Source organism: Ruegeria sp. THAF33, from assembly GCF_009363615.1.
Classification (GTDB): domain Bacteria; phylum Pseudomonadota; class Alphaproteobacteria; order Rhodobacterales; family Rhodobacteraceae; genus Ruegeria.
The window spans coordinates 511,656-537,560 of sequence record NZ_CP045385.1; the positions used below are offsets into that span (position 1 = coordinate 511,656).

22 protein-coding genes are annotated in these 25,905 nt (G+C 59.0%); 16 read left to right on the forward strand and 6 right to left on the reverse strand.

The window, feature by feature from the left end; all coding sequences use genetic code 11:
• Positions 1 to 31: 31 nt before the first annotated feature.
• From napF to FIU92_RS19560, 8 genes are read left to right on the forward strand one after another with little or no spacing between them, the layout of a single operon-like run.
• The gene (napF, locus tag FIU92_RS19525) at positions 32 to 547 is read left to right on the forward strand and encodes a ferredoxin-type protein NapF (protein ID WP_152460383.1); all 516 of its coding nucleotides are present in this window, start codon (positions 32 to 34) and stop codon (positions 545 to 547) included.
• A complete protein-coding gene (locus FIU92_RS19530) occupies positions 544 to 837 on the forward strand; it encodes a chaperone NapD (RefSeq protein WP_152460384.1) in 294 nt (97 codons plus the stop codon). The genes napF and FIU92_RS19530 overlap by 4 nt, the downstream gene beginning before the upstream one ends.
• Positions 834 to 3,326 (forward strand): nitrate reductase catalytic subunit NapA, encoded by a 2,493-nt coding sequence (gene napA / locus FIU92_RS19535; protein ID WP_152460385.1) that lies wholly within the window; start codon positions 834 to 836, stop codon positions 3,324 to 3,326. Before FIU92_RS19530 ends, napA begins: the two co-directional genes overlap by 4 nt.
• 27 nt (positions 3,327 to 3,353) lie before the next feature.
• Entirely contained in the window at positions 3,354 to 4,172 is an 819-nt protein-coding gene (napG, locus tag FIU92_RS19540; protein WP_152460386.1) for a ferredoxin-type protein NapG, read from the forward strand.
• Positions 4,169 to 5,086: a quinol dehydrogenase ferredoxin subunit NapH gene (gene napH, locus FIU92_RS19545; protein ID WP_152460387.1), complete on the forward strand. Its 918-nt coding sequence runs from the start codon at positions 4,169 to 4,171 to the stop codon at positions 5,084 to 5,086. Before napG ends, napH begins: the two co-directional genes overlap by 4 nt.
• Before the next feature lie 11 nt (positions 5,087 to 5,097).
• A complete protein-coding gene (locus FIU92_RS19550) occupies positions 5,098 to 5,535 on the forward strand; it encodes a nitrate reductase cytochrome c-type subunit (protein ID WP_152460388.1) in 438 nt (145 codons plus the stop codon).
• A 29-nt stretch (positions 5,536 to 5,564) separates the two neighbouring features.
• Positions 5,565 to 6,254 (forward strand): NapC/NirT family cytochrome c, encoded by a 690-nt coding sequence (locus tag FIU92_RS19555; RefSeq protein ID WP_152460389.1) that lies wholly within the window; start codon positions 5,565 to 5,567, stop codon positions 6,252 to 6,254.
• Positions 6,255 to 6,267: 13 nt separating this feature from the next.
• Complete coding sequence (locus tag FIU92_RS19560; protein WP_152460390.1) at positions 6,268 to 6,525, forward strand: hypothetical protein; 258 nt, start codon at positions 6,268 to 6,270, stop codon at positions 6,523 to 6,525.
• A gap of 69 nt (positions 6,526 to 6,594) precedes the next feature.
• On the opposite strand, the gene FIU92_RS19565 is transcribed toward FIU92_RS19560, so the two are convergent.
• Positions 6,595 to 7,377, reverse strand: coding sequence for a DeoR/GlpR family DNA-binding transcription regulator (locus FIU92_RS19565; protein ID WP_152460391.1), 783 nt, complete (start codon positions 7,375 to 7,377; stop codon positions 6,595 to 6,597).
• 150 nt (positions 7,378 to 7,527) lie between these two features.
• Between FIU92_RS19565 and FIU92_RS19570 the strand changes: the two genes are divergently transcribed.
• The 7 genes from FIU92_RS19570 to FIU92_RS19600 all read left to right on the forward strand — a co-directional run bounded on the left by FIU92_RS19570 (position 7,528) and on the right by FIU92_RS19600 (position 19,597).
• Positions 7,528 to 9,951: an FAD-dependent oxidoreductase gene (locus tag FIU92_RS19570; RefSeq protein WP_152460392.1), complete on the forward strand. Its 2,424-nt coding sequence runs from the start codon at positions 7,528 to 7,530 to the stop codon at positions 9,949 to 9,951.
• An 11-nt stretch (positions 9,952 to 9,962) separates the two neighbouring features.
• Positions 9,963 to 10,895, forward strand: coding sequence for a choline/ethanolamine kinase family protein (locus FIU92_RS19575; RefSeq protein ID WP_152460393.1), 933 nt, complete (start codon positions 9,963 to 9,965; stop codon positions 10,893 to 10,895).
• A 537-nt stretch (positions 10,896 to 11,432) separates the two neighbouring features.
• On the forward strand, positions 11,433 to 14,633 hold the full coding sequence (locus tag FIU92_RS19580; protein ID WP_152460394.1) for an adenylate/guanylate cyclase domain-containing protein: 3,201 nt from the start codon (positions 11,433 to 11,435) through the stop codon (positions 14,631 to 14,633).
• A gap of 52 nt (positions 14,634 to 14,685) precedes the next feature.
• A complete protein-coding gene (locus FIU92_RS19585; protein ID WP_152460395.1) occupies positions 14,686 to 15,567 on the forward strand; it encodes an encapsulin in 882 nt (293 codons plus the stop codon).
• A gap of 14 nt (positions 15,568 to 15,581) precedes the next feature.
• Positions 15,582 to 16,406, forward strand: a complete 825-nt coding sequence (locus FIU92_RS19590) for a DUF3237 domain-containing protein (protein WP_172978543.1) — start codon at positions 15,582 to 15,584, stop codon at positions 16,404 to 16,406.
• Positions 16,399 to 18,522 (forward strand): FAD-dependent oxidoreductase, encoded by a 2,124-nt coding sequence (locus tag FIU92_RS19595; RefSeq protein ID WP_152460397.1) that lies wholly within the window; start codon positions 16,399 to 16,401, stop codon positions 18,520 to 18,522. The genes FIU92_RS19590 and FIU92_RS19595 overlap by 8 nt, the downstream gene beginning before the upstream one ends.
• A gap of 4 nt (positions 18,523 to 18,526) precedes the next feature.
• Positions 18,527 to 19,597: a polyprenyl synthetase family protein gene (locus tag FIU92_RS19600; RefSeq protein WP_216601173.1), complete on the forward strand. Its 1,071-nt coding sequence runs from the start codon at positions 18,527 to 18,529 to the stop codon at positions 19,595 to 19,597.
• Here FIU92_RS19600 and FIU92_RS19605 read toward each other — a convergent pair.
• From FIU92_RS19605 to FIU92_RS19620, 4 genes are all read right to left on the reverse strand, one after another.
• Entirely contained in the window at positions 19,588 to 20,058 is a 471-nt protein-coding gene (locus FIU92_RS19605; RefSeq protein WP_152460398.1) for a hypothetical protein, read from the reverse strand. The genes FIU92_RS19600 and FIU92_RS19605 overlap by 10 nt on opposite strands.
• A 72-nt stretch (positions 20,059 to 20,130) precedes the next feature.
• Positions 20,131 to 20,910 (reverse strand): carnitinyl-CoA dehydratase, encoded by a 780-nt coding sequence (locus tag FIU92_RS19610; protein ID WP_152460399.1) that lies wholly within the window; start codon positions 20,908 to 20,910, stop codon positions 20,131 to 20,133.
• A 3-nt stretch (positions 20,911 to 20,913) separates the two neighbouring features.
• The gene (locus tag FIU92_RS19615; protein ID WP_152460400.1) at positions 20,914 to 22,929 is read right to left on the reverse strand and encodes an acetate--CoA ligase family protein; all 2,016 of its coding nucleotides are present in this window, start codon (positions 22,927 to 22,929) and stop codon (positions 20,914 to 20,916) included.
• Between the two features lie 2 nt (positions 22,930 to 22,931).
• Positions 22,932 to 24,092: an acyl-CoA dehydrogenase family protein gene (locus FIU92_RS19620; protein WP_152460401.1), complete on the reverse strand. Its 1,161-nt coding sequence runs from the start codon at positions 24,090 to 24,092 to the stop codon at positions 22,932 to 22,934.
• Positions 24,093 to 24,250: 158 nt separating this feature from the next.
• Here FIU92_RS19620 and FIU92_RS19625 point away from each other — a divergent pair, with 158 nt between their 5' ends.
• A complete protein-coding gene (locus tag FIU92_RS19625; RefSeq protein WP_371419766.1) occupies positions 24,251 to 25,120 on the forward strand; it encodes a GlxA family transcriptional regulator in 870 nt (289 codons plus the stop codon).
• Positions 25,121 to 25,174: 54 nt separating this feature from the next.
• Here the strand turns inward: FIU92_RS19625 and FIU92_RS19630 are convergent, their stop codons facing one another.
• On the reverse strand, positions 25,175 to 25,777 hold the full coding sequence (locus FIU92_RS19630) for a helix-turn-helix domain-containing protein (protein WP_152460402.1): 603 nt from the start codon (positions 25,775 to 25,777) through the stop codon (positions 25,175 to 25,177).
• Between the last annotated feature and the right edge of the window lie 128 nt (positions 25,778 to 25,905).

The window sequence follows — 25,905 nt, forward strand, 5'->3', positions numbered from 1 at the left end:
AACCTATCAATCCAATTTCGAGTCGCCAGCTATGAGCCAGATGACCAGCAGACGCGCTTTTCTAAGCGCGCGTGTCCTGCGGGAGGACCCAGATGCGATCCGTCCGCCGGGGGCAGTTGCAACTGGCTTCAGCGATCTATGCACGCGTTGCGAAGACTGCGCCGCGGCTTGTCCTGAAGACATCATCACATTCGACGATGCCGGTTTCCCCGTTCTGGACCTGTCCGCAGGCGGTTGCACTTTGTGTGGTGACTGCGCTGACATTTGTCCGACCCCGGCGTTGCTGTCGGAACGTGTTGCCGAATGGCCATGGCGCGCACGAATCGACGACGCAAGCTGCCTGTCGACGAACGGCGTAAGCTGCCGCCTGTGTCAGGACAATTGCGAACAGGATGCCATCCGCTTTCGCCTGCAACTGGGCGGGCGCGCGGAACCGGCGCTTGAAACAGAAACCTGCATCGGCTGCGGCAGCTGTTCCGCCGCCTGCCCCGCCGGGGCGATCGTGATGCACCGCCCCGCCCCACAACACCCGGAGGTGACCCAATGAACATCTGTGGCTGTCTGGTCCACATCGCCCCCGATTACACCGATGCCGCACGCGCGGCGATGGCCGAAACCCAGGGCGTCGAGCTTCATGCCGAAGCCGAGGACGGCCGTTTCGTAGTTGTTGTCGAGGATACGGCCGACAGGCTGGCCTCGGACACCATCATGGATCTGCACCAGATCCCCGGAGTGATCTCACTGTCACTGACTTATCACCATTTCGAAGATCTCGCGGAGACGGCTCCGCGTCCTGATGCTCCAAGCCAACCGTCCAGCAGGAGGCCCATGCAATGACCATCTCTGAATCCCGTCGTACATTTCTGAAAGCGTCCGCAGCGGCAGCCACTGCCTCGGCTGCGGGCATTCCCATGGCCGCAGGTCAGGCCAACGCTCAGGTCGGCGCGCCCGATATTCGCTGGGACAAGGCTGCTTGCCGGTTCTGCGGTACAGGCTGTTCGGTTCTGGTGGGCACCAAAGAGGGTCGAGTGGTGGCCACGCAAGGTGACCCCGACGCACCGGTGAACAGGGGCTTGAACTGTATCAAGGGCTATTTCCTGTCCAAGATCATGTACGGCAAAGACCGCCTGACCACACCGCTTTTGCGCAAGACCAACGGCCAGTATGACAAGAATGGCGAGTTCGAACCGGTCAGCTGGGATGAAGCCTTTGATGTGATGGCCGCCAAATGGAAAGAGGCCCTTGCCAAGAAAGGCCCGACCAGCGTGGGGATGTTCGGTTCGGGGCAGTGGACGGTCTGGGAAGGCTATGCCGCCGCCAAGATGATGAAGGCCGGGTTCCGGTCGAACAACATTGATCCCAATGCGCGTCACTGCATGGCCTCGGCCGTGGTTGGTTTCATGCGCACTTTCGGCATTGATGAGCCGATGGGGTGCTATGACGACCTTGAGCACGCCGATACCTTCGTGCTGTGGGGATCGAACATGGCCGAGATGCACCCGATTCTGTGGTCGCGCCTGACCGACACCCGCCTGACGAAGCCGGGTTGCGAAGTGCATGTGCTTTCGACTTTCGAGCACCGCTCGTTCGAGCTGGCCGATAATGGCATGGTCTTTGCACCGCAAACCGATCTGGCGATCCTGAACTATATCGCGAACTACATCATCCAGAATGGCGCGGTGAACGAAGAGTTCGTCAAGAACCACGTCAACATCACCAAAACCGCCACCGATATCGGTTACGGCCTGCGGGACAACAACCCCCTGCAACAAGAAGCTGAAAACCCGAACTCGGGCAAGTTGGAGCCGATCAGCTTCGAGGAATATGCCGAAGCCGTTTCGAAATACACGCTGGAATACACCTCGGAACTGTCCGGTGTTCCGGCTGACAAGCTGGAGCGTCTGGCCAAGCAATATGCCGACCCCAACCGCAAGGTGATGAGCCTGTGGACCATGGGCTTCAACCAACATACCCGCGGGTCCTGGGTGAACTCGCTGATGTACAACGTGCACCTGCTGGTGGGCAAGATTTCGGAACCTGGCAACTCACCCTTCTCGCTGACCGGTCAGCCGTCGGCCTGCGGTACGGCGCGCGAGGTAGGCACCTTTGCGCACCGCCTGCCCGCCGACATGGTGGTGATGAACGAAAAGCACCGCGAGATCTGCGAAACCGCATGGAACGTGCCCGCCGGCACCATTCCTGACAAGCCGGGTTTCCACGCCGTGCTGCAACATCGCAAGCTGAAGGATGGCGACCTGAACGCTTATTGGGTTCAGTGCACCAACAACATGCAGGCTGCACCGAACATCAACGAGGAAGGCTATCCCGGCTATCGCAACCCGGAAAACTTCATCACTGTTTCAGACCCCTACCCGACGGTCACTGCGGTTTCCGCTGACCTGATCCTGCCCACCGCCATGTGGGTCGAGAAGGAAGGCGCCTATGGCAACGCCGAGCGCCGCACCCAGTTCTGGCGGCAACAGGTCAAGGCCCCGGGCGAGGCCAAATCGGACCTGTGGCAGGTGATGGAGTTCTCGAAACGCTTCACCGTCGAAGAGGTTTGGGGCGAAGAATTGCTGGCCACCATGCCCGAGCATCGTGGCAAGACCATGTATGACGTCCTGTTTGCAAATGGCAGCGTCGACAAGTTCCCGCTGTCGGAAACCGCCGAAGGCTTTGACAACGACGAATCCGAGCATTTCGGCTTTTACGTGCAGAAAGGTCTGTTCGAAGAGTACGCCAACTTCGGGCGCGGCCATGCGCATGATCTGGCACCATTCGAAACCTACCACCAGGCCCGCGGTCTGCGCTGGCCGGTCGTGGATGGCAAGGAAACGCTCTATCGTTTCCGCGAAGGCTATGACCCCTACGTGTCCGAGGGTGCCGGCGTGGAATTCTATGGCCACAAGGATGGCAAGGCCAAGATCATCTTCGCGCCCTATGAACCTGCCGCAGAAGAGCCGGATGCGGAATTCGATCTGTGGCTGTGCACCGGTCGCGTGCTGGAACACTGGCATTCAGGGTCGATGACACGCCGGGTGCCGGAACTGCACCGCGCCTATCCCGCTGCCGTGGTCTACATGCATCCGCAGGACGCAAAGGATCGGGGTTTGCGTCGGGGCCAGGAGATTGTTCTGTCGACCCGCCGCGGCGAGGTTACCAGCCGTGTCGAAACACGGGGTCGGAACAAGGTGCCGCGCGGTCTGGTCTTTATGCCGTGGTTCGATGAGCACCAGCTGACCAACAAGCTGACGCTGGACGCAACCTGCCCGCTGTCGAAAGAGACCGACTTCAAGAAGTGCGCCTGCAAGGTTGAGCGCGCGTAACCAGCAAGAATCATACGGGTCGTTCCCATGTCTCTTGTCGATAAACCCCTTTCGCCGCAGCGGCGCCGGTTCCTGCAGGACTCGGCGCGGGCGGCGGGCGGCTGCGTGGTCGCCGGATCGTTGCTGGCCTATCTGGCCCGCGACGCCCGCGCCCTGCCCGCCGATGCATTGCGCCCGCCCGGCGCATTGCCCGAGAAGGAGTTCCTGTCGGCCTGCATCCGTTGCGGTTTATGCGTGCGGGACTGCCCGTACGATACCCTGAAACTGGCCGAGCTCGGCTCGGATGCGGTGGCGACGGGAACACCGTTCTTCACCGCCCGGGATGTTCCCTGCGAAATGTGCGACGACATTCCGTGTGTCGCCGCATGTCCAACAGGGGCGCTGGACCCCGGGCTGGAGAATATCGACGATGCCGAGATGGGTGTAGCCGTTCTGGTCGATCAGGAAAACTGCCTGAACTTCCTCGGTCTGCGCTGCGACGTCTGCTATCGCGTCTGCCCTGTCATTGACGAGGCGATCACTTTGGAGACGGCGCACAATACCCGATCGGGTCATCATGCCTTGTTCATTCCAACCGTTCATGCCGAACGCTGTACCGGCTGCGGCATGTGCGAGAAAAGCTGTGTTCTGCCCGAGGCCGCGATCAAGGTTCTGCCGGCCCGGCTGGCGCGCGGCAGTTCGGCCGAGCATTACCGCAAGGGTTGGGAGGAAAAGGCCGCCAAAGGCGCGCCGGTGGTCGAGGGGATCATCGATCTGCCGGATCGTTTGCCCGGACCGGGAACCGACAATCTTGCCGCGCCCGGCGGTTTTGCCCCTGAATATGATCTGCCGGGGGTGGGGCAATGAGTACTCGCACGCACATGCCCGTCGGTCAGGAGGCCGTTGAAGGCAAAGGGTGGATCGGGGCGCATCGCTTTTTGCTGGTGCGCCGCGCAAGCCAGCTGTTCTTTCTGGTTCTGTTTCTGCTGGGCCCGTGGTTCGGCATCTGGATTGTCGAGGGCAATTTGGCAGGGTCACTGACGCTGGGTGTGCTGCCGTTGACCGATCCGTTCATCCTGTTGCAAAGCTTCGTTGCAGGTCATTGGCCCGAAATGACCGCGCTGATCGGTGGGCTGATCGTTCTGGTGGTCTATGCCCTGATTGGTGGCCGTGTCTATTGTTCCTGGGTCTGCCCCATAAACCCGGTGACAGACGCGGCCAACTGGGTGCACCGCAAACTGGACCTGCCGAAAGGCTGGCAACCCAAGCGCGGCACCCGGCTGTGGATTCTGGCAACCTTGCTGCTGGTCTCGGGCCTGAGTGGTGTGATCGCGTGGGAGCTGGTCAACCCGATCACCATGCTGCATCGCGGGCTGGTATTCGGCATGGGCTTTGTCTGGGCCATGATTGCGGCCATCTTCGTGTTTGACGTTTTCGTCTCACGCCATGGCTGGTGCGGCCATCTGTGCCCCGTGGGCGCGTTCTACGGGCTGATCGGGTCGAAAAGCCTGCTGCGTGTCAGTGCAGCCAATCGCACGGCCTGTGATGACTGTATGGATTGTTATGCGGTCTGTCCTGAAAATCAGGTGATCTCACCCGCGCTGAAAGGCAAGCCGGGAAGCTCGCCCCTGATCCTGTCACCCGACTGCACAAACTGCGGACGCTGCATCGATGTCTGCGCAGTCGATGTCTTCAACTTTACTCACCGGTTCGACGACCATGTCGTTCAACCTTCCGATCCAGTTGCCGCGCCTGAGCCGCGCGCTGCCAGACCTATCTAGGGAGTGCCAAGATGAAAAGATCAATCGTTACAGGCGGAATTGCCCTTCTACCCGTAGTTTTGCTGAGCGGATGGGCCTTTGCCCAGTCCGCTCAAGTCGAAACCCTGCGGGGCGCGGACGTAGACGAGCCGATCCCTTTGGATCAGATTCACAAAAATGTGGAAGGACGGATGCAACGTAATTATCGCCAGCAGCCACCGCTGATTCCGCATTCGATCGAGCAATATCAGATTGATGTGCGCACCAATCAGTGCCTGTCCTGCCATGACTGGTCCAAGGCAGGTGAGCGTAACGCACCGACCCTTTCAATGACACACTATCTGGATCGCGAAGGCCGCGAATTGGACCGCGTCGCCGGGACCCGTTATTTCTGCAACCAATGTCACGTTCCGCAGGCGGACGCGCCGCCGCTTGTTGAAAACGTGTTCCAGCCCTCGACCGGCAACTGATCCAACACAAGATTGAAAGGAGCACCGACATGGCAGACTCCCCCGAAAAACGCGGCTTTCTGGGTCGCCTTTGGAACGCGATCTGGACGCCGGCGGTAATGTTCAGTTCGGGCTTTCTGATCCTTGCCGGATTTCTGGCCGGTATCCTGTTCTGGGGCGGATTTCACTGGACCCTGGAACTGACCAACACCGAAGAGTTCTGCGTCTCGTGTCACACGATGGAAACGAACCTGGGTGAGTATCGCGAGACGATCCACTACAACAACCACTCCGGCGTGCGTGCGATCTGCTCAGACTGCCACGTTCCGGATGAGTGGAACCACAAGATCAAAGCCAAGATCATGGCCGTGAAGGACGTCTATCATGAACTGGTGGGCACCATCAGCACACCCGAGAAATACGAGGATCACCGCCTGGCGATGGCCTCGGCCGTCTGGAAGAAAATGAAGGCGTCTGACAGCCGCGAGTGCCGCAACTGTCACAACTTTGACTACATGGACTTCACCATTCAGGAAACCCGCGCTGCCTCGGAACACCAACGCGCCATCGACAATGGTATGACCTGTATCGATTGCCACCAGGGCATCGCCCACAGCCTTCCACCCAACTATTTGGAAACATACGAAAAGGTGACTGCTGCATTGGAAGATGAAGTTGTGCAGGAGCACGCTGCCGCGGGTGACGACATCCGCGATTTCCTGAACAACAGTTCGAATTGATGTGGGGGCAGAGATGTTAGAGTTACTTGGAACCATCGGTGGCAACGTCCTGAGCTTGCCCGGCATACTCGGTCTGGCGTTGGGCATGATGACCCGCAAGCTGTGGCTGGGCGCGGCATTGGGCGGCGCAGTCGGTGTATTCGAGACGTTGGTTTTCGCAGGCTTCCGGTTTGCGCATGTAGAGCCACTGGAACTGATCATCGCTATTGTGGTCGGCGTCTGTGCAGGCAGCCTCGGCACTGCCATTCGCATCAAGGGCGCAACAGCCTGAAACACGGCCGGTTTCACCGTTTCGGTGGAACCGGCTAGTTACGTCGGACCGAGCAGTGTCGTCACCAAGTCAATGACTGTTTTCATGTGATTTCACGCCCGCGATCACCAATTCCGCATCTCCGGGCAAGGATCGAAAGGCTGCGGGCAATTTGCGATCGGTGATGAGCACGTCTTTTTCGGTCAACCCGGGCAGGCGCAACGCCGGGCTGGTCTGGGCCTCGTTGAATTTTGTGGAATCAACCGCCATGAAGGTCTGGTCAGCAATATCAGACATCGCCCGGGCCATATCAGCTTCGCATTGATCATAGACCATGAAGCCCTTGCTGGGATGCACCAGTGACGCCGACAATATGGCCGTCCGAGCCGAGAACCCTGCAATGACGTCATAGGCGGCCCGGTCGAAAGCGGCGCCGTCGTGGTTGCGCAACTGCGTCCCCGCCATGAAGACCCTGTTGCCCTCTTCCATCGACAACGTGGCGGCGATGAAGGCCGAGTTTGTCACCACCGTGAGGTTTTTGCGCGTGCGAAGTGCCTGAGCAATGAAGCCCGAGGTCGAACCCGTGTCGATGGCTATGGCCGAACCGTCCGGTATCCGCGCCGCAACGGCGTCGGCTATCGCGACTTTGGCGGCTCGGTTCTGCGCCATGCGGGCCAGAAACGGAGGATCCAGCACATTTTGAGTGCTGACCAATGCACCATGCACCTTGGACAGGCTGCCCTTGGCGACCATCGGCTTCACGATTCGCCTTACGGTCTGGTCCGACACGTTGAGAATGCGCGCCAGCTCAATGACCGAAATTCGCCCATGCAGGTTTACCGTGCTGAGAATGTCTTGCTCGTATTTCGACATGAAGCGCCGTGATATTTGTTGATTTCATCAGGTTACTTGCAAGGTTGACGCTGTTCAAGCGACTTTTTTCAACACGTTTCAAACATTTTTGTTGCTTTTTGTTGCTTTGCGACTTTTGATGACGACATGTTATTTGAAATGGGTGGACGCATGACAACGCATTCGGTCAGACATCTCGTCATCGGCGGGGGCATCATAGGATGCTCCATTGCGTATCACCTCGCACGGTCCGGTGAGACGGATGTTGTTCTTCTGGAAAGGGCGTCCCTGACCGAGGGGGCCACCTGGCATGCGGCGGGGCTTGTCGGGCAGTTGCGCTCATCGCGCAACACGACGCGGATGCTGAAACGGTCCGTGGCGCTGTATGATCGTCTGGCCGAAGAAACCGGGATGAAATTCGACTGGAAGAAAGTCGGAAGCCTGCGCCTGGCGGCAAGCAAAGAGCGGCTTCTGGAAGCAAAGCGCCTGGCGACAATGGCCCGCAGCTTTGATCTGGAGATGGAAATAATCTCGGCCGCCGAAGCCAAGGCGCTTTTCCCCTATGTCGACGCGAAAGGGTTAGAGGGCGCGGCTTTTATCCCGTCGGACGGTCATGTCGATCCCGCAGGCTTGTGTCAGGCAATCGCATCCGGCGCCCGGATGCACGGTGCCCGGATCCGCCAATCCGTAGAGGTCACCGATTTTGAGATCCATAACGATCGCATCACCAAAGTGATGACATCGGAAGGGGATTATGAAGCGGACACCGTCGTTCTGGCCGCCGGAATGTGGAGCCGCGAACTGGCCGCGAAACTCGGGGTCGTTGTCCCAGCCTGCGCTGTCGAGCATCAATACATCGTAACTGAACCCCTGCCCGACCCCGATCTTGTAAAACGCTTGCCAACCCTGCGGGATCCCGAGCGGCTGGTGTATTACAAACCGGATGCAGGCGGGAGGCTTGTGATCGGCGGGTACGAGGACAACACGCTGCCATTCGGCGACAGGGGTATTCCGGGCGCGTTTGTCCGGCAGCTTTTGCCGGACAACCTGGAGCGGTTTGCCCCCCTTGCCGAACTGGCAGGTCAGGTTACGCCGGTCGTCAACACGGTTGGAATCCGGCAGGTGATCAACGGCCCCATCCCGTATTCCGCGGATGGCGATTTTGTCATGGGATGGGCGCCCGAGCTGCGAAACCTGATGCTGGCGACCGGATTTCTGTACGGCATCGCGGCAGGTGGTGGCGCAGGAGAGATGATCGCCGAGTGGATTGTCGAAGGCCGCCCGAGCCTTGATCTGTGGCCTCTGGACGTGCGCCGGTTCAGTCCGCATCACGCCACGCGCGCCTTCATGTATCCTCGCGCGGTCGAGCATTACGCGCATCACTACAAGATGCGATATCCGGGGCAGGAGGCGGAAACGGCCAGAAACCTGCGCCTGTCGCCCCTGCATGAGCGGCTGAAACAACATGGCGCGGTGTTCGGGTCAAAAAATGGCTGGGAGCGACCGCTCTGGTTCGCTCCGGCCGGTGTAGAGCCGGTGGATCAGTTGGATTTCCTGTCTCCGGGTTGGAAAACCTATGCCGAACAGGAACATAAGGCCGCGCGCGACGGGGTCGTTCTGATCGATCAAACCAGTTTCTCAAAGTTCGAACTGATCGGCCCCGGCGCACTGGAAGCCCTTCAAAACCTTGCCGTTTCAAATATGGACAAACCGGATGGCACGGTGATCTACACCCAATTGTGCAATGATCGCGGGGGCGTTGAAGCCGATATCACCGTCACCCGATTGGGGCGGGACCATTTTTACATCGTCACCGGGTCCGGATTCGGCGTGCATGACGCGGATTGGATCCGACGTCACCTGCCCCGCGATGGGCGCGCGCAGCTGATCGAAATGACGTCGGCACGCGCCGTCATCAACATTTGCGGCCCCAAGGCACGGGATGTGATGCAGGCCATCGCGGAAGAAGACGTCTCGAACCATGCGTTTCCCTTTGCAACGGCCCGAGAGATCACCTTGGGAACGGCAAAGGTTCGCGCGATCCGCATAGGTTACATCGGAGAGCTGGGATGGGAGTTACATATCCCGACCGAGTTCGCCCTGCATGTCTATGACTTGCTTTGGCAGGCCGGTCAGAGCCATGGCATCCGCGACATCGGCTACCGCACGATCGAGTCCTTGCGGCTGGAAAAAGGCTATCTTTACTGGAGCGCCGACATCACCCCCGACTATTCGCCAATCGAAGCGGGCCTTGGCGCGCGGGTCCATCTGAAATCCAAACAGGGCTTCATCGGGCGACCGGTGCTGGAGGCGCAGAAAGCGACCGGCCCCGAGCGGCAGCTCTGCACGTTCATCACCGATGAGCGGCTGCCGATCACCGGAGGGGAGACCATATTGCATTCCGGCAAAACAGTCTCGCTGGCGTGCAGTGGTGGCTATGGGTTTACCGTCGGCAAGACCATCCTCTACGGTTATCTGCCTGCGGGATTGGCTGGTGGATCAGAATTCGAAGTGGAGGTGTTCGGAGAGCGTCACCCTATCCAGCGTGTGGACGGGCCGCTTTACGACCCGGCAAACAGCCGTTTGAAAGCCTGAGGGAGAGAGCGATGCAGAATGAACCAACAAATGAGATTATTCAGGCCCTTCGCAACGTGGCGGGGTTCGAAACCCTTGCTGAGGCGGACATTCACACCCAGCGGCTGGGCGGGTTGACCAATCTGGTTTACCGCGTCGAAGGTGGGCCAAGGACGGTGATCGTGCGCATCCCCGGCGAGGGCACCGAAGCCTATATCGACCGCGTGGTTGAAATCCACAACGCGCAGGTGGCGGCAAAAGCCGGGGTCGGCCCCGAAGTTCTGTGGGCAGACGCGTCATCCGGCGTGATGATCAGTGATTGCGTTCCCGACATCGTCACGATGACACCTGAGATGTTTGCGACGCGCCCCGGGTCTGCCGCCCGAGCGGGAAAGGCGCTGAGGCAGCTTCACGATGCCCCCGAGCCGTTCAAGTTTCGATTCGAGCTGTTTTCGATGATCAACGACTACATGAAGGTACTTGCAGACAAAAACGCGACCCTGCCGGACGGATACGCGGACGTCGTGGCCGAGGCGGCCCCGATCCGAGAGGTGCTGCGGGACAAACCCGGAGCATTGGTCCCGAGCCATTGCGACCCTCTGTGCGAGAATTTTCTGGATGACGGCCAGCGCATGTGGCTCGTGGACTACGAGTATTCAGGCATGAACGATGCCCTTTGGGATCTGGGTGATCTGTCGGTCGAAGCCGGGCTGACCGACGAACAGGAGCTGGAAATGTTGACCGCCTATTTCGACGGCCCGCCGAGCGAGGCTCAGATCGGGCGCATGGTGATCTATAAAGCCATGTGCGACCTGCTGTGGACGCTGTGGGGATTGATCCAGCATGCGGATGAAAACCCCGCCGAAGATTTCTGGGCCTATGCCACGAACCGGTTCGAGCGGTGCAAGTCCCTGATGCTGGCCCCGTCCTTTGCGGCCCATGTAAAAGCCGTGGCCGAGGAATAGGGTTTCATCCACAGCCAGATCCGCCCTGGATACCGGATGATTCCTGACTTTTCTCAGATCTTTGAGCCGCTTTTCCTGATACCTGTATCCCAATGAAGAACGGGCGGGCAAAACACGGGATGCGCCTGGAGCTTAGATGTTTCCATTCGAAGCACGTTCGGGCGTCGGCTTCTTGCTGGTGCTCGGGTTGAGTCTGCCTTTCTGCCCGGTATCTCATGTCGGCCACGGCACTTTTGCACGTCTGTCAGCCTTGACGTGACGTCAGCGGCAGACCGGCATATTCGGTCGTTCTGTCGCCCTAAAGCCTTGCCAATTAAGTCAACTTGAGACTTGAACCTTATGATTTTTCAGGAAAAGCGCGTGACGTCGTGGTAATTTAGACGTATATCGACCAATCAATGTAACAAGTTAACAGTGCTGCCAGTTCCTGCTATGGATTCAGTATGAATTCCTCTCTAATTTTGGATTATACATATTCATTATGTATATGTATTAAGGGGAAAACAGGGGGACAGTTATGGAAGGAGTCGCAAGACAATGACGCGAGTCCTTGAGGCATCACCGCGCATTTCAAAAGTCCTTCATCTGGCAGATCTGAATGACTATGCCACTCTGTTTCAGAGAGAGGGCGTTGACGATGACATTCTGGACGAATTGACTGATCCGGAACTGCGTGATCTCGGGTTGACGGTTGGTGAAAGGAAGCGCTTTCGAAAGGCGCAGGCCAGGCTGAAATCGCAGGAAGCGTCGAAGCGGCCCGAAGTCCAGTCCAAGGCCGAGCGTCGGCAACTGACTTTGGTTTTCTGCGATCTTGTGGGGTCGACACGGCTGGCTCAGCGATATGATCCGGAAGACCTGATGCAGATCATGAACCTGTATCTGGATGCGGCGATAGGTACCTTGAAACAACACGGCTGCCATCTGGCCTATCGGCAGGGCGATGGCATCATGGTGTATTTCGGATACCCGAAGGCCATGGAAGATGATGCCGAACGGGCCGTACGAGCCGTATTGGAGACCATCGAGGCCGTTCAGAACCTTGAAAACGAGTTTGGAGAAAAGCTCGACCTGCGCGCAGGCATTGCGACCGGAATGGTTGTCGTGGGCGTTGTTTCTTCGAAAAGCCTGGGGTCCCAGGACTTTCTGGTGGGTGAAACGGCGAATCTTGCATCCCGCCTGCAGGGGCTGGCCGAACCGGGTGAAGTGATCATTTCTTCAGAGACCTGGAGGCTGACCCAGGGTGCCTTTGAATTCGAACCACGTGGCAGCCACGAGCTGAAAGGCTTTGACAATCAGCGCAAAGTGTATCGCGTGGTGTCGGAAATCATGTCCACCAGCCGGTTCGACGCGCGGGTGGGTCAATCTGCGGTCGATCTTGTCGCCCGGCATGATGATCTTTCCACCCTGACCCGGCTTTGGAACGAAGCGCAGGAAGGCTCGGGCCGGCTGGCGCTTGTCGGGGGGGCTGCGGGAATCGGCAAGTCGAGGCTGATCAAGTCACTGTCTGAAACAATCGGGGTCAAACCCTTTACATTGCAGTGCATCCCGCACCTGACCAGTCTTCCGCTGCACCCGATTGTCGGAGAATTGAGGCGCGTTTCGGGCGACAAATCAAATGAAAGTATCCGGGCGGCGATTTCGGACTTCGTGCAATCGGCCTCTCGGCTGAGTGACGCGGACTTGCCCGTTCTTCTGGATCTGGCGGGTATCGAGACCGGCGCCCCGTCAGAATCCGACCCGTTGAAGAAGGCGCGCAAATCCCTTGACGTGATGCTGCGCAGTCTGGGCAGCCTGTGTGACAGGCGCGGCACGTTGTTGTTGGTGGTCGAAGACGTTCATTGGGCCGATGCGACCACGTTGGATGTACTGGATGCTCTTGCATCCGCCTTGAGCAACTTTCCGGTACTGGTGGTTCTGTCCCACCGACCTGAATACGAACCTCCGGAACATTTGGAAAGCCGAGCCGCGCGCATTGATCTGTCTCCGCTTGGCACTACCGAGGCATCCGAACTGGTCCGGCGCGTGGCCGAGCCGTACAGCCTGCCTGTTATCCTGATCAGGCAGATCATCGAGAAGGCGGATGGCGTGCCGCTGTATATCGAAGAAATGACCAAGGCGGTTCTGGACCAGCTGCCCCAGGATGCCCCGATCAACGCCGAGGTTCTGGATGCGCTGAGCGTCCCGGCCACCCTTCAGGACTCGCTGATGTCGCGTCTTGACCGGATGGAACATGCCAAACCAGTCGCCCAGCTCGGATCGGTCATCGGGCGCAGTTTCACCGCTCAGATGATCCACGCGGTGGCGCATGAAGACATGGATGTGGAAAGCGCCCTCATGCAGCTTATGGCGGCTGGCGTCGTGCTGATCACCAGCGATTCAGGGTCGGCCACATACACGTTCAACCACGCGCTGGTTCAGGATACGGCCTATAATTCCTTGCTGCGGGAAGACCGGCAGAAGGTTCATCTGAAAATCGCCCAAGCACTGCTGGACGGTCACAATGCATTCGGAACCCCGGCCCCCGATACCGTCGCGCATCACTGCGATCTTGGCGGATTGAAGGATGAAGCCGTCGCCAATTGGGTCACGGCAGGTGAAGTGGCGTTGTCCCGACTGGCGAACCTGCCCGCGATCTCCGCTTTCCGGGCCGCCCTGCGCAACATCGGAACCATGAAGGCCAACGCGGATCGCGACGGTTTCGAGCTTCGGGTTCAGATGAACATTCTGCCCGCCTATATGGCGATCTACGGGTGGTCGTCCGATCAGGTCGGCGAAACTGCCGCCCGGGCGATGGAACTGGCCCAGTCTTTGGGCGACGGCGAGACGCTTTTTGCCGCAACCTTCTGCCGTTGGACCCATTTCTTTGTTGCCGGTCAGATGAACCGAGCGATGGAAATGGGACAGGCGCTGGACATGATGGCCGGCATGTCCGAAGACCCCGTCGCCAATGTGCTGGCGGCACGGGCGCTGAGCTTTACTCATTACTTCCGCGGGGAATTTGCGGAATGCGAACAACAGCTGGAGCGCGCATTCGCCCTGATCACACCCGAGCTGGATATGGCCATGATGCCCATGACCCAGTCTTCCACGGCCGCGTCATTGCTGGCCATTCAGGGATGCCTGCTGTGGCAGCAAGGAAAGTTCGAAAAAGCCGAGGCCGCGCGTCTGGAATCCATCGAGGTCAGCAGGGCGCTGAACCACGCACCCAACCTTGTCTACGTGATGGGCGCTTGCAGCATGTTCCTGCCCTATGCGGGGGAATGGGACCGGCTTGATGTAACGATGAAAGAAGCCAGAAAAGTCGCGGATGAGGAAGGGTTTCTTTACCTTCACGCGATGCAGGACATCTATATGGGCCTCGCGCAGGCCGGAAAGGGCGACATCGCAGGTGTTCCGGAACGCATCGAGACATGCATGAACCTGATTTCCAAATCTGGTGGAAACTTTACTTTTCCTCAGAATCAGATTGTTCTGTCTGAGTTGATGATTGATCACGGAGATGTTGACCAGGCTTTGGACCGGCTCGAAACCGTTTGCATTCCCGGCTGGGAGCGCGGCGAGACGTTGAACAAACCTGAATATCACCGTGTGCGGGCAAAGGCTTTTGCCGCAAAGGGGGACCTGGACGCTGCAATCAGCGAGGCGGAAAAAGCGCTTTCGCTTGCGCGGGATTGCCGTGGAGTTGTTCAGGAGCAGCGGGCCCGCGATCTGCTGGGCAGATTGAAAGAAGAAAAATGAACAAGATTGACTGCCCCGCCAAATTGGGCAGCAGCACCGAGAGGGATTTGCAATGACCGATGCATTGGGTTGGAATGAAGATCAGTGGAGCGCCGTGAGAAAGGCCGTCCATGATGAGGCGCTTCGCGCCCGGGTGGCCGCCAGTTTCCTGCCCCTGTACGGACCGCTGCCCGCTGACACGCAATCCGTCCCGCTGAACAAGCTGGATCTGGTTGACAACTCATCCGGTGCATCCAAGCAACGTCTTGACGTGAACGATTATGATACGCTGCGCCTTACCACCGTATCGGTGAACGTGTACCTGAAAGGTGCACAGGTGGCTGATCCGGAACTGACGGCGGCTCAGATCATGTTCCGCCGAGCGGCCGCCGTTGTGGCACGGGTAGAGGACGACATCATTTTCAATGGTCAACCCGGCACCGGACAGGCCCCCAAACACGCAGGCGGCGCGCCCGACTCATTGCCGCAGATCTATACGATCAGCGGCGGTGGCAAATATCCGGGATTGCTTGAAGCGGGCGAAGACAAACCCAAATCTGCGTCCAAAAAGAACTATAGCGGAACCGATGTTTTCGAGGCCGTCGTCGAGGGCATCAGCGCGCTGGAAACGCATGGCTATCTGGGCCCCTATGCCTGTGTGATGGGCAACGGTCTGTTCCGGGCGGTCACGACCCCGCTGCCGAATTCGATGGTGCTGCCACGTGACAGCATTCTCCCGTTCCTGGACGGGCCGTTGCTGCGTTCCAGTACCCTGCCCCCGGACAAGGCAGTGCTTGTGTCCCTGCTGGGTGCACCGATTGAAATCGTCGTGCCCTCGGATATCGCCGTGAAGTATCTGCAAACCTCTGCCGAGGGCGAGCACGTCTTCCGCGTGCAGCAGAAGTTCCATCTCAGGATCAAGGAAGCTAAGGCCGTCCGCACCATAACCTGTTGACCGGAGATCGGGTCGTGCGCGAGTTTTCAGATCGGGGCGTGACGCTGCGTTGGTCCGAGGTGATCAACGCAGACGGTCTCAGTCGAGTGTTGGTGGAAGCCGGTCCATCCGTGTCGTCGCATGACACGCTACGTCTGATCTGTTCGGAAGATGGCGGCCCCGAGCGTGCCATTCGCGGGTGGCCCTTGTTGCGGGACCCACAAACCGGGTTTCAACAATTCGCAGCCGTTCTGCCGTCAGTCAAACAGGAAAAAACCTTGTCCTGGCGCCCGGTGCTGACGTCGGGAGGGCGCGAGTTTGACCCCGGGCCCGAAAAAGCAGTTCAACCTGCCGCACCGGAGCCGGCAAAAACCGCAGTGGCGCCGCCGGTACTGGAACATGTCGCCAAATTTGTAGTGCCGTTCGAAAGCAGCTTTCACCCCTCGGGCGAGACACCGGACGGGATTTGGCTGCATTTCGCCATCAAAGAAGGGGGCACCGTCGAAGGCCCGCATCTGAAAGGGGTGATCGAACCGATCGGAGGAGACTGGATGCGCGTGCGGCCCGATGGTGTGGGGCTGCTTCATGCAAAGGCACTTATAAGACCGTCCATCGGACAAGCTCCGATCCTGTTCGAAGATACGGGTGTGTGTGACTTCGGCCCGGACGGATATGCGGCATTGTCCAAAGGCAATCTGCCCGCTTCGGCTCCGGTACGGCTTGCACCGCGTTACCTGACCTCGAATCCGCATTACAGGTGGATGAATCGGGTGCAGGGCTTTGGCATTGGCGAAGCCAGCCTGTCAGACATAACACTGCGCTTTGACGTCTATTCCGCGAAAGGAATTTCCGATGCCTGACAAGGTTGTCATTCTTGGGGGAGGCGTGGCTGGCATGAGCGCCGCGCACGAACTGATTGAACGCGGGTTCGAGGTAGAAGTCCACGAACGCCAGCTGATCCCCGGCGGCAAGGCCCGCAGCATTCCCGTGATGAAGGGTGAAGGGGATCATGGCTCGAAAGCGAAACACATCAAGGCGCTGGAAAAATGGGCCGAGATGGATGGGGCCAATTATCCGCCCGGCGTGAAACGCCCCTGGCTGCCCGGTGAACATGGGTTCAGGTTCTTTCCGAACTTTTATCGGCATATCACCGACACGATGGCCCGAACGCCGTATTACGACAAGGGCACATGCTTTGAAAATCTTGTCCCGACCACGCAAGTTCTGGTCAGCCAGTTTGACAAGCCCGGCATCATTGTCCCGGAACGGTTCCCCCGCACGCTCAAGGATGTTGCGGATGCCTTCAAGACCATTGCCTTCGCGCTTTCGCCGAGGGACCAGATCGCGTATGAGGATGTCGAACATTTTGTCGCCTGCATGTGGCGGATCGCGACGTCCTGCAAGGAACGCCGGTTTGACGAATATGAACGGATCGGTTGGTGGGATTTCATCGGCGCGCAGGACCGTTCGGAAGCCTATCAGAAGTTCCTTGCCATCGGCCTGACCCGTTCGTTGGTGGCCGCCAAGGCCACGACGGCAAGCACGAAGACAGTGGGGGACATTGCGGTTCAGCTTCAGCTGGGTATCGCCACGCCCGAACCCCACTGCAACAGGCTGCTGAACGGGCCCACCAATCTTGTCTGGATTCAACCGTGGCTGGATTATCTGACAAGCAAGGGGGTCGTGTACAATTTTGACTCCAAAGTCACCGGAATCGAGTGCCGGAACGGCAAGATCGTCGGCGCAACAGTCGAACAGGATGGCGAAGAAAAGCAGGTCACGGGGGATTGGTTCATCAGCGCCATGCCGATTGAACGCATGGCACCGCTTGTGACCCCGGAAATGATGGCGGTTGACCCCGCACTTGCCAAATTGCCTTTGCTGGCCGATGACGTGCAATGGATGAACGGCATTCAGTTCTATCTGACCAAGGATGTCGCGCTGACCCATGGCCACGTCATTTTCATCGACAGCCCATGGGCTTTGACGGCTGTGTCGCAAAAACAGTTCTGGCCGGGGATCAACTTCGAAAACTGGGCCGAAGGAAAGACCAAAGGCCTGCTGTCAATCGATATCTCCGAATGGGACAAGCCGGGGCTGAACGGAAAAACCGCGCGCGATTGCAGCCGGGAAGAGATCGCAAAAGAGGTTTGGGAACAGCTCAAGCGCAGCATCAACGTGGATGGCCAAACCATTCTGCGGGACGAGGATATGCATTACTGGTTCCTCGATCCTGATATCGTTCAAGACCCGAACGACCCCAAGCGTCAAAGCAATGTCGAACCCTTGTTGGTCAACCGTATCAACAGCTGGCGCTTGCGCCCGGATGCGGCCACGCTCATCCCGAATTTCTTCCTGGCATCGGATTACGTCCGCACTTTTACCGACCTTGCCACGATGGAAGGGGCGAACGAGGCCGCGCGTCGGGCCGTCAACGCCATTCTTCAACGCAGTGGATCGGATGCCGAGCCCTGCCAGATCTGGGACCTGCATGAACCCGACATCCTGAAACCGCTGCGCGCCTATGATTACGCCCGCTATCAGGCTGGCCTTCCGTGGGACAATCGGTTCGCGGTTGCGGTCGAAGCCGCGCTGAAAATGGGTCAGGACACGGCAGGAGTTGATCGTGGCGGTGATGGCCCTCTTGCCGCCATAGGGAAACCGGCGGCGGAATACTCAAAACCCGGCGGCATCACCGAGGAGCCAGCCATTGCTGAAGCGCTTCGAATGATCTGCCCCCCGAAAGAGCTGTTCGACCTCATCGCGAATTACGAGCCAACCGCGGATCTGCCGATCCCGGGGGATGAGCTGGCGGAAGATGTCGCGTATGATCTGGGTCGGGACAGTGGTCAATCAGGTGCCTTGTCCAGGGCGTTGCCAATTTCTGACGAACCGCTTTCTGCGTTTGGCGGCGGTCCGGAACGATCCGGCGCGCGGGAAGACAAAAGTCGCGTGATCATCACCCAGAAGGGCTGAGCCTGTGAAATCCGGAACCGCGCATTTGGATCCTGCGGCGAAACAGGATTTTCTAAAAACCCTGACCTTCTACGGGGATCAGGCGCGCGAAACGCTTTTGGGCCTGTTGCCGACGGGTGAGCCTCAGGCCTATCTGTATGGTCCGATGCGCGATTACATCGAAACCTCGGGCAAGGGCCTGAGGCCCGCCCTGCTGTTGGCGACATGCGAAGCCTTCGGCGGAAACAGCGAGAATGCAAGGGTCTCGGCCGCGGTTCTAGAGCTGCTGCACAACGCTTTTCTGATCCACGACGACATCGAAGATCAAAGCGATTTCCGGCGCGGGCGCGAATGTATGCACAAGCGGCTTGGGGTACCCCTGGCGATCAATACCGGCGACGGGATGCAATCGCTTGCCCTGCGTCTGCTGCGTCAGAACCTGGGTCCGTTGGGCCCGGAAACCGGTATGCGCGTGGTGGATGAGTTCGACCATCTGTTGCAGCAATCCATCGAAGGTCAGGCGCTGGAGCTTGGCTGGATCCGCGACAACCGTTTGAACGTCGATGCATCAGATTATCTGAGGATGTGTCTGAAAAAGACCTGCTGGTACAGTTTCATTCACCCGATGCGCATCGGGGCCCTGATTGCGCGGCCACATGATGTCGCGTCCGGCGCGCTGAATCTGGATGATTTCAACGCCTTCGGCTTTTTCCTAGGTGCAGCGTTTCAGATTCAGGACGACGTCTTGAATCTCGTCGGCTCACAGGACAGTTACGGCAAGGAAATCGGCGGCGACATCTATGAAGGCAAACGCACGCTGATGCTGGGCCAGCTTGGCCTGAAGGCGGAAGAGCCTGAACAGGCACGGTTGGCCGAGATGTTGTCAAACCCGCGCGATGCCCGGTCAACGCAAGATGTCGCCTGGGTGCTGGAGCGCATGAGCCATTACGGCAGCATCCGCTATGCGCAGGACGCGGCAAATGATCTGCTGGCCGCGGCCCGGAATGAGTTCGCGCGGGTGTTCGCGGGCACAGAAGACGGGCCGCGCGCGTTTCTGGGACAGTTCATGGACTATCTGGTGACCCGTCAGGTCTGAGCGCCCGCCACCTCGAAAATCACCACAACCGAGGTCTGGTCCGTTCCGGTACAGGCGATCCGACCGTGATATTCACCGGGTTCGGAGAGGTCGGGTATAGTCACCGCAACAGCAACATCCGTTGCTTCCCCCGGTTCAAGCTGGATTTGTGGCGGGATCACACTGATGCGGTTGGCCGGCAGAATGTCGCCGTTCGGATTGGTCAGATCGCCCGGTTCGAACTGCATCTGAACAGGGGCCGCGCCTTCCGGTGCTTCAAAGGACAGCAGAATGGTGGCGGTGCTGCCGGGATGGCAGGATTTGCGACACCTGAACGGACCGTCCAGATGTTGCCGCGGGCCCCGCTCTGTTTCGAGCACGCGGCGCGCAATATCGGAAATCGGTTGATCGTCGAGCTGCGGCGCAATCGGGCTGACCGCCCGAGATGCACTAACATATGGTTTTCGTTCGAAATACGGCATGCCTAACTGTGCACGTGCCGTGCGGATCAGTAAATGGTAAATTCACGCTCTGCGATCACGGGAAACGTCTGCCTATTTCCCTTTCCAGACCGGGTCTCTTTTCTCGGCAAAGGCGCGCGCGCCTTCCAGCTGATCTTCGCTGGCATAGAGAACGTCCACGGTTCTGAGCTGACGCTTGGTGATGCGGTTCATGGCATCCTGAAACTTGGCATCTTCGGCATCGCGTACGATTTCCTTGATCGCGGCATAAACCAGGGGCGGTCCCGAGGCCAACAACCGGGCCAGTTCCCAGGCGCGGTCCATCAGTTGATCCGAGGTGACGATCTCGTTCACCAACCCCCAGCGATTGGCTTCCTCGGCGTCGAACCAACGGCCCGTAAGCAGCAACTCCATCGCGATGTGGTAAGGGATGCGCTTGGGCAGTTTGACGCTGGCCGCATCCGCGACAGTCCCCGAGCGGATTTCCGGCAGGGCGAACGTGGCGTGATCGGCGGCAAGGATCATGTCGGCTGACAGGGCCAACTCCAGCCCGCCGCCACAGGCGATGCCGTTGATGGCCGCGATCACGGGCTTGTTCAGGTCGCGCAGCTCTTGCAAGCCGCCGAACCCTCCGACGCCATAATCCCCGTCTACCGCATCCCCGTCGGCCGCTGCTTTCAGGTCCCAGCCCGGGCAAAAGAACTTCTCTCCGCCGCCCGTCAGAATGGCCACGCGCAGCTCTGGATCGTCACGAAACGCGGCGAACACCTCACCCATCCTGCGGCTGGTGACAAGATCGATGGCGTTGGCCTTGGGCCGGTCCAGCGTCACCTCAAGGATCGCTCCGTCGCGGCGGGTTTTGATCGGGTCCATATCTCAGGCCTTTCTTATCAGAGCATCCACGGCAACGGCCTTGTCCGGCGTGCACAGGAGCGGGTTAATCTCGACCTCGCCAAGCGTGTCGGCATTTTGCATGACATAGGCCTGAACGGCCTCGACTGCGGCGATGATTGCATCCATATCAGCCGCCCGTTGGCCGCGAAAGCCTGCCAAAAGCGGGGCAATTTTCAATTTGCCAAGCGCGGCACGGATGTCCTCGGGCGTGCTTGGCACCAGCACTGACGCCGTGTCGCGCAGGATTTCGGTCAGCACGCCCCCCGCCCCCAATGTCAGGACAAACCCATGCGCCGGGTCACGGACGACACCGACCAGCAATTCAGCAACGGTTCCGGTGATCATCTCTTCGATCAGGATGCTATCTGTGCCAATTTCGGCTGCGACATCGGCTACATCCTCGGCCTTGATGCCCAGCCGAACTGCGCCGAGTTCGGATTTATGCGCAAGCCCAACACCTTTCACGGCAAAGGGGGCTTCCATGTCCTGCGCGGCCGAATGGGCCTCTGCCGGGCCGCAAACCGTGTGGCTTTTCGGAACTTGCAGGCCGCATTCGGCCAGCGCCCGTTTCGATTCGCCTTCGGTCAGGGTTTGGGTCGCCTCAGCCGTTCCAGGCAACCAGACAGGATGCGCGGACGGGGGCGAAATCTGACCCGCGGCGCGCGTGGCCGCCAGTGCTTCGCGCAATCCCATGAATGGAACGACACCACCGGCCATCAGCTCTTGCGCGACGTCTTCAGGCAGAAGTTCAGGCAGCGTCGCAACAATCGCAAACCGGGCGCCGGTTTCAGCACGCACTTTCAACGCAGCTCGGGTCGCGCAACTCCAGTCGGTCGGATCCGTCGTCGGATAGTCGACGATCGAGAACGTCAGGTCGATGTCGTCACCCGTCATGCCTGACCAGGCCTGTGCCATCGCCTCTTCGTCGCGCCAGATATACGTGTGATAATCCAGCGGGTTGTTCAACGCGACCATAGGGCCAAGCGCGTCACGCAAGCGCGCCCTTTTGTCATCGCTCAACTGCGGAAAACTCAGGCCCGTACCAACCGCCATATCCGCGATCAGGCTCGCCTCACCCCCTGAACAACTGATCGAAGCGATGCGGCCACCCGGCAGCGGCCCATAGCAATGCAACAGTTTCAGCGTCTCAAGAAAATCGGGCAACGCGGACAGACGCGGAATGCCCAGCCGGTCCAGAAGGGCCTGCGCGCCCGCATCGCTGCCCGCAAGCGACGCAGTGTGCGAGACCGTCGCGGCCTGTGCCTGCTCCGACGCACCCACTTTCAGGGCGACCAGCGGGATGCCCTTTGAATAGGCCTTGGCGGCCAGCGCTTCCCATTCCCGGATGTCCTTGAACCCTTCGATATGCAGACCCACGGCGGTGACGCGCGGATCATCGATCAAGGCCGAGGCGATTTCGGCCTGGCTGGTCTGGGCCATGTTTCCGCAGGCCATCATGTAGGCAATAGGCAACCCACGTTTCTGCATGGTCAGGTTGATCGAGATGTTCGAGCTTTGCGTCAGGATCGCCACGCCCTTGTCCACAGGGGTGGCCCCGTGCTGGTCCGGCCACAACAGCGCCCCATCCAGCGCGTTGATGAAGCCATAGCAGTTCGGGCCAAGAATGGGCGTGTCACCGGCTGCGGCAATCAGTTGATCCTGCAAGTCCCCGCCGGTTTCATCTTCGGCAACGGCCTCGGAAAAGCCCGATGCAAAGCACACCGCCCCACCTGCGCCCATACTGGACAGGACACGAACGGCCTCGATGGTGGCGTGGCGGTTGATACCGATGAAAACCGCATCCGGGGCTGCGGGCAGGTCCTCGATGTGGCCGAAAACCCTGTGACCCGCAATTTCCGACGCTTTGGGATGCACCGGCCAGATTTGACCGGCATAGCCCATGCGTTCGGATTGCAGAACAACCTGCTGACACCACGCGCCGCCGCCGATGACGGCGATGGTTTTCGGGCGCAGCAGCCGGGTCAGGTTTTTGTTCATGGTCAGGCGCCCAAGGGACGTAGAAGATCGCGGCTGATGATGTGGCGCTGAATTTCGCTGGTGCCGTCCCAGATGCGCTCGACCCGGGCATCACGCCAGAACCGTTCGATCGGGAAATCGTCCATCAAACCCATACCCCCGAAGATCTGAAGTGTGGTATCCGTCACCCGCGCCAGCGTTTCCGAGGCATAGAGCTTGGCCGAGGCAATCTCGCGGTTCGATGGCAGGTTTTGATCCAGACGCCACGCGGCCGCGAGTGTCAGCCAATCGGCGGCGTCGATCTCGGTGATCATGTCGGCGATCTGGAAACCGACGCCCTGAAACTTGCCGATGGGCTGGCCGAACTGTTTGCGCTCGGCCGCATAGTTCAGCGCATAGTCAAAGCAGCGCCGCGCGCGACCGACCGAGAACGCCGCAACCGTCAGGCGGGTTGCGTAAAGCCATTCGTTCATCACGGCAAAACCGCCATCAACCTCGCCCAGGACCTGTGCGTCAGGCAGACGGCAGTTGTCGAAATACAGGATATAGTTCTTGTAGCCCTTGTGGCTGACCGAGTTGTAGCCCTCGCGCACTTCAAAGCCCGGAGTACCGCGATCCACCAGAAAAGTGGTGATGCGTTTCTTCGGGCCCTTGGGGGTTTCGTCCACGCCGGTCGCGATGAAGACGATGAAGAAATCCGCATGTTCCGCGCCCGAGATGAAATGTTTCGATCCGTTGACAACCCAGTCGCCGCCATCGCGCACCGCCTGGCATTTCATACCACGCACATCCGAACCCGCATCCGGTTCGGTCATCGCCAGAGCGTCCATCTTGTCGCCACGTACGGCAGGCAGAAGATACCGTTCGCGCTGCTCGTCGTTGCAGGCCATCAGGATGTTCTGCGGGCGCCCAAAGAAATGCGTCAGCGCCATTGACCCGCGGCCAAGCTCGCGCTCGACCAAGGTGAAATCCAGATGAGACAGACCTGCACCGCCGACTTCCTCGGGGAAGTTGCAGGCATAAAAGCCCAGATCGATACATTTCTGCTTGATCTGCTCACCCAGCTCAGGAGGCACGGTTCCCGAGCGCTCGACCGCGTCTTCATGCGGGTAGATTTCGTTTTCAACAAAGCTGCGGACCGTCGAGACGATCATGTCCTGTTCTTCTGTCAGACCAAACTGCATGGCGCGTGTTCCCTGGATCAGTGGTTGACCAACCAAACGCCATCGCCCATGGTCTCGGCATGCAGAGTTGATATCAAATCATGCCAATTTCGAAAATTTTGACGCGACACTACAACATCCTGCTCTTCAACGGGTTTTCGAACCATTGCCTTGCAAATATGGTCGAACCGCTCAGGGCTGCGAACAACCTGTCGAGGCAGATTTTGTATTCATGGCGTTTCTGTTCCATTGACGGAGACCCCGTGCAAAGTTCCAGCGGCCTTGTCGTTACACCGAATGGTCCAATCTCTGACCAGCAAGGCGACGTTCTGGTGGTCATGCCGTCTTATGGATATCGCAAGCTGGACACGCGATCGACCACACGCATCGTGCTGGCTGCGGCCCGAAAACACCGGCAAGTGGCAGGGTTGGATACCGGCAGCTGGCTGCTGGCCCGGGCCGGTTTGCTGGATGAGCACCGGGCAACCATTCACTGGGACGAACTTTCCCGGTTCGAAGAAAGCTTTCCGGCCGTGGATGCGGTGCAGGAACGTTTTGTCATCGATGGCAACAGGCTGACCTGTTCCGGGGCGATGGCCGCGTTCGATCTGGCCTCGGCCATTATCCGCAGGGATCACGGCCCTCTTCTGTCCATGGAAGTCGGGCATCTTCTGATGAGCCGAAATGGGCAGGATCATTACCCTTTGCCTCTCAAGTCCGAAGACACTTTGGTCAATCGCGCTCTGGCTGTCATGCAGGCGAACATTGAAACACCGCTTTCGATCAGGGAACTGGCCCGCAAGATCGGGTGTTCGCAAAAGCGGATCGAAATGCGCGTTCAGGCGGAGCTCAAGACCACGCCGCAGGCGCTTTACCGCCGAATGAGACTGAACCTTGCACGCAATCTGGCAGAAGATACCGAGCAGTCCATCGCCGAAATCGCCGGTCGATGCGGATATGAAAACGCCAGCGCCATGACGCGGGCATTCAAGGCAGAATTCGGCCAGACACCCACTGCGTTTCGCCACCGTAGCCTGCCAGACGGCTGAAAGGGGTACGCATGGCGATGCCCGCTTTCCTGGAAAACCAAAGAACCCTGGGTGCTATTCCAGCGAAACCCACAGCACCTTGGCGTCTTCTTCGCTGGTCGAAATACACCCATGCCCCATTCCGCTATCATAATAAAGCGAGTCACCGGCCTTCATTGGCAAAGGGCGGTAATGTTCAGAAACGAAGATGAGTTCACCGCTGAGCACATACATGAATTCTTCTCCGGAATGTCGGATCCACGTCTCGAACTCCGACAGGTCCCGCGCCTTGATTGTCGCGATATAGGGCAGCATTCGCTTGCTGGTCAGTTCGGGGCAAAGCAGTTCATGCAGGTAAGTGGGCGTATCCTTGAATTCTCCCTCGCCCTTCGGAGTGAAATCACGGCGGCCTGAAATGCCGGATTGACCCGACTGAAGAAACAACTGCGGGGTGCTCATATCCAGGGCCTGTGTCAGACGCCGTACAATGTCAAAGCTTGGCTTCGTCTGGTTGTTTTCGATCTTGGACAGCGTCGAGCGCCCGATACCCGCAGCGCGGCCGGCTTCTTCCAGAGTCCACCCTTTCGCGCGCCGCGCATCGCGGATGGAGCGGCCCAGAGCCTCTCCTTCATCCTGAAATTCCTGTCCGGAAACATCATTTCGGCTTTCGTCGCCCATTGAATTCCCCCTGTTTTATCAAAGGTTACATGCCTCCCAATATATACGCAACTTCTTGAATAAGAGATTTTTGTTGCCTAAGGCGCATTATTTCCCTTATAGGAAACAAAGTTTCGCACTGAGGATTC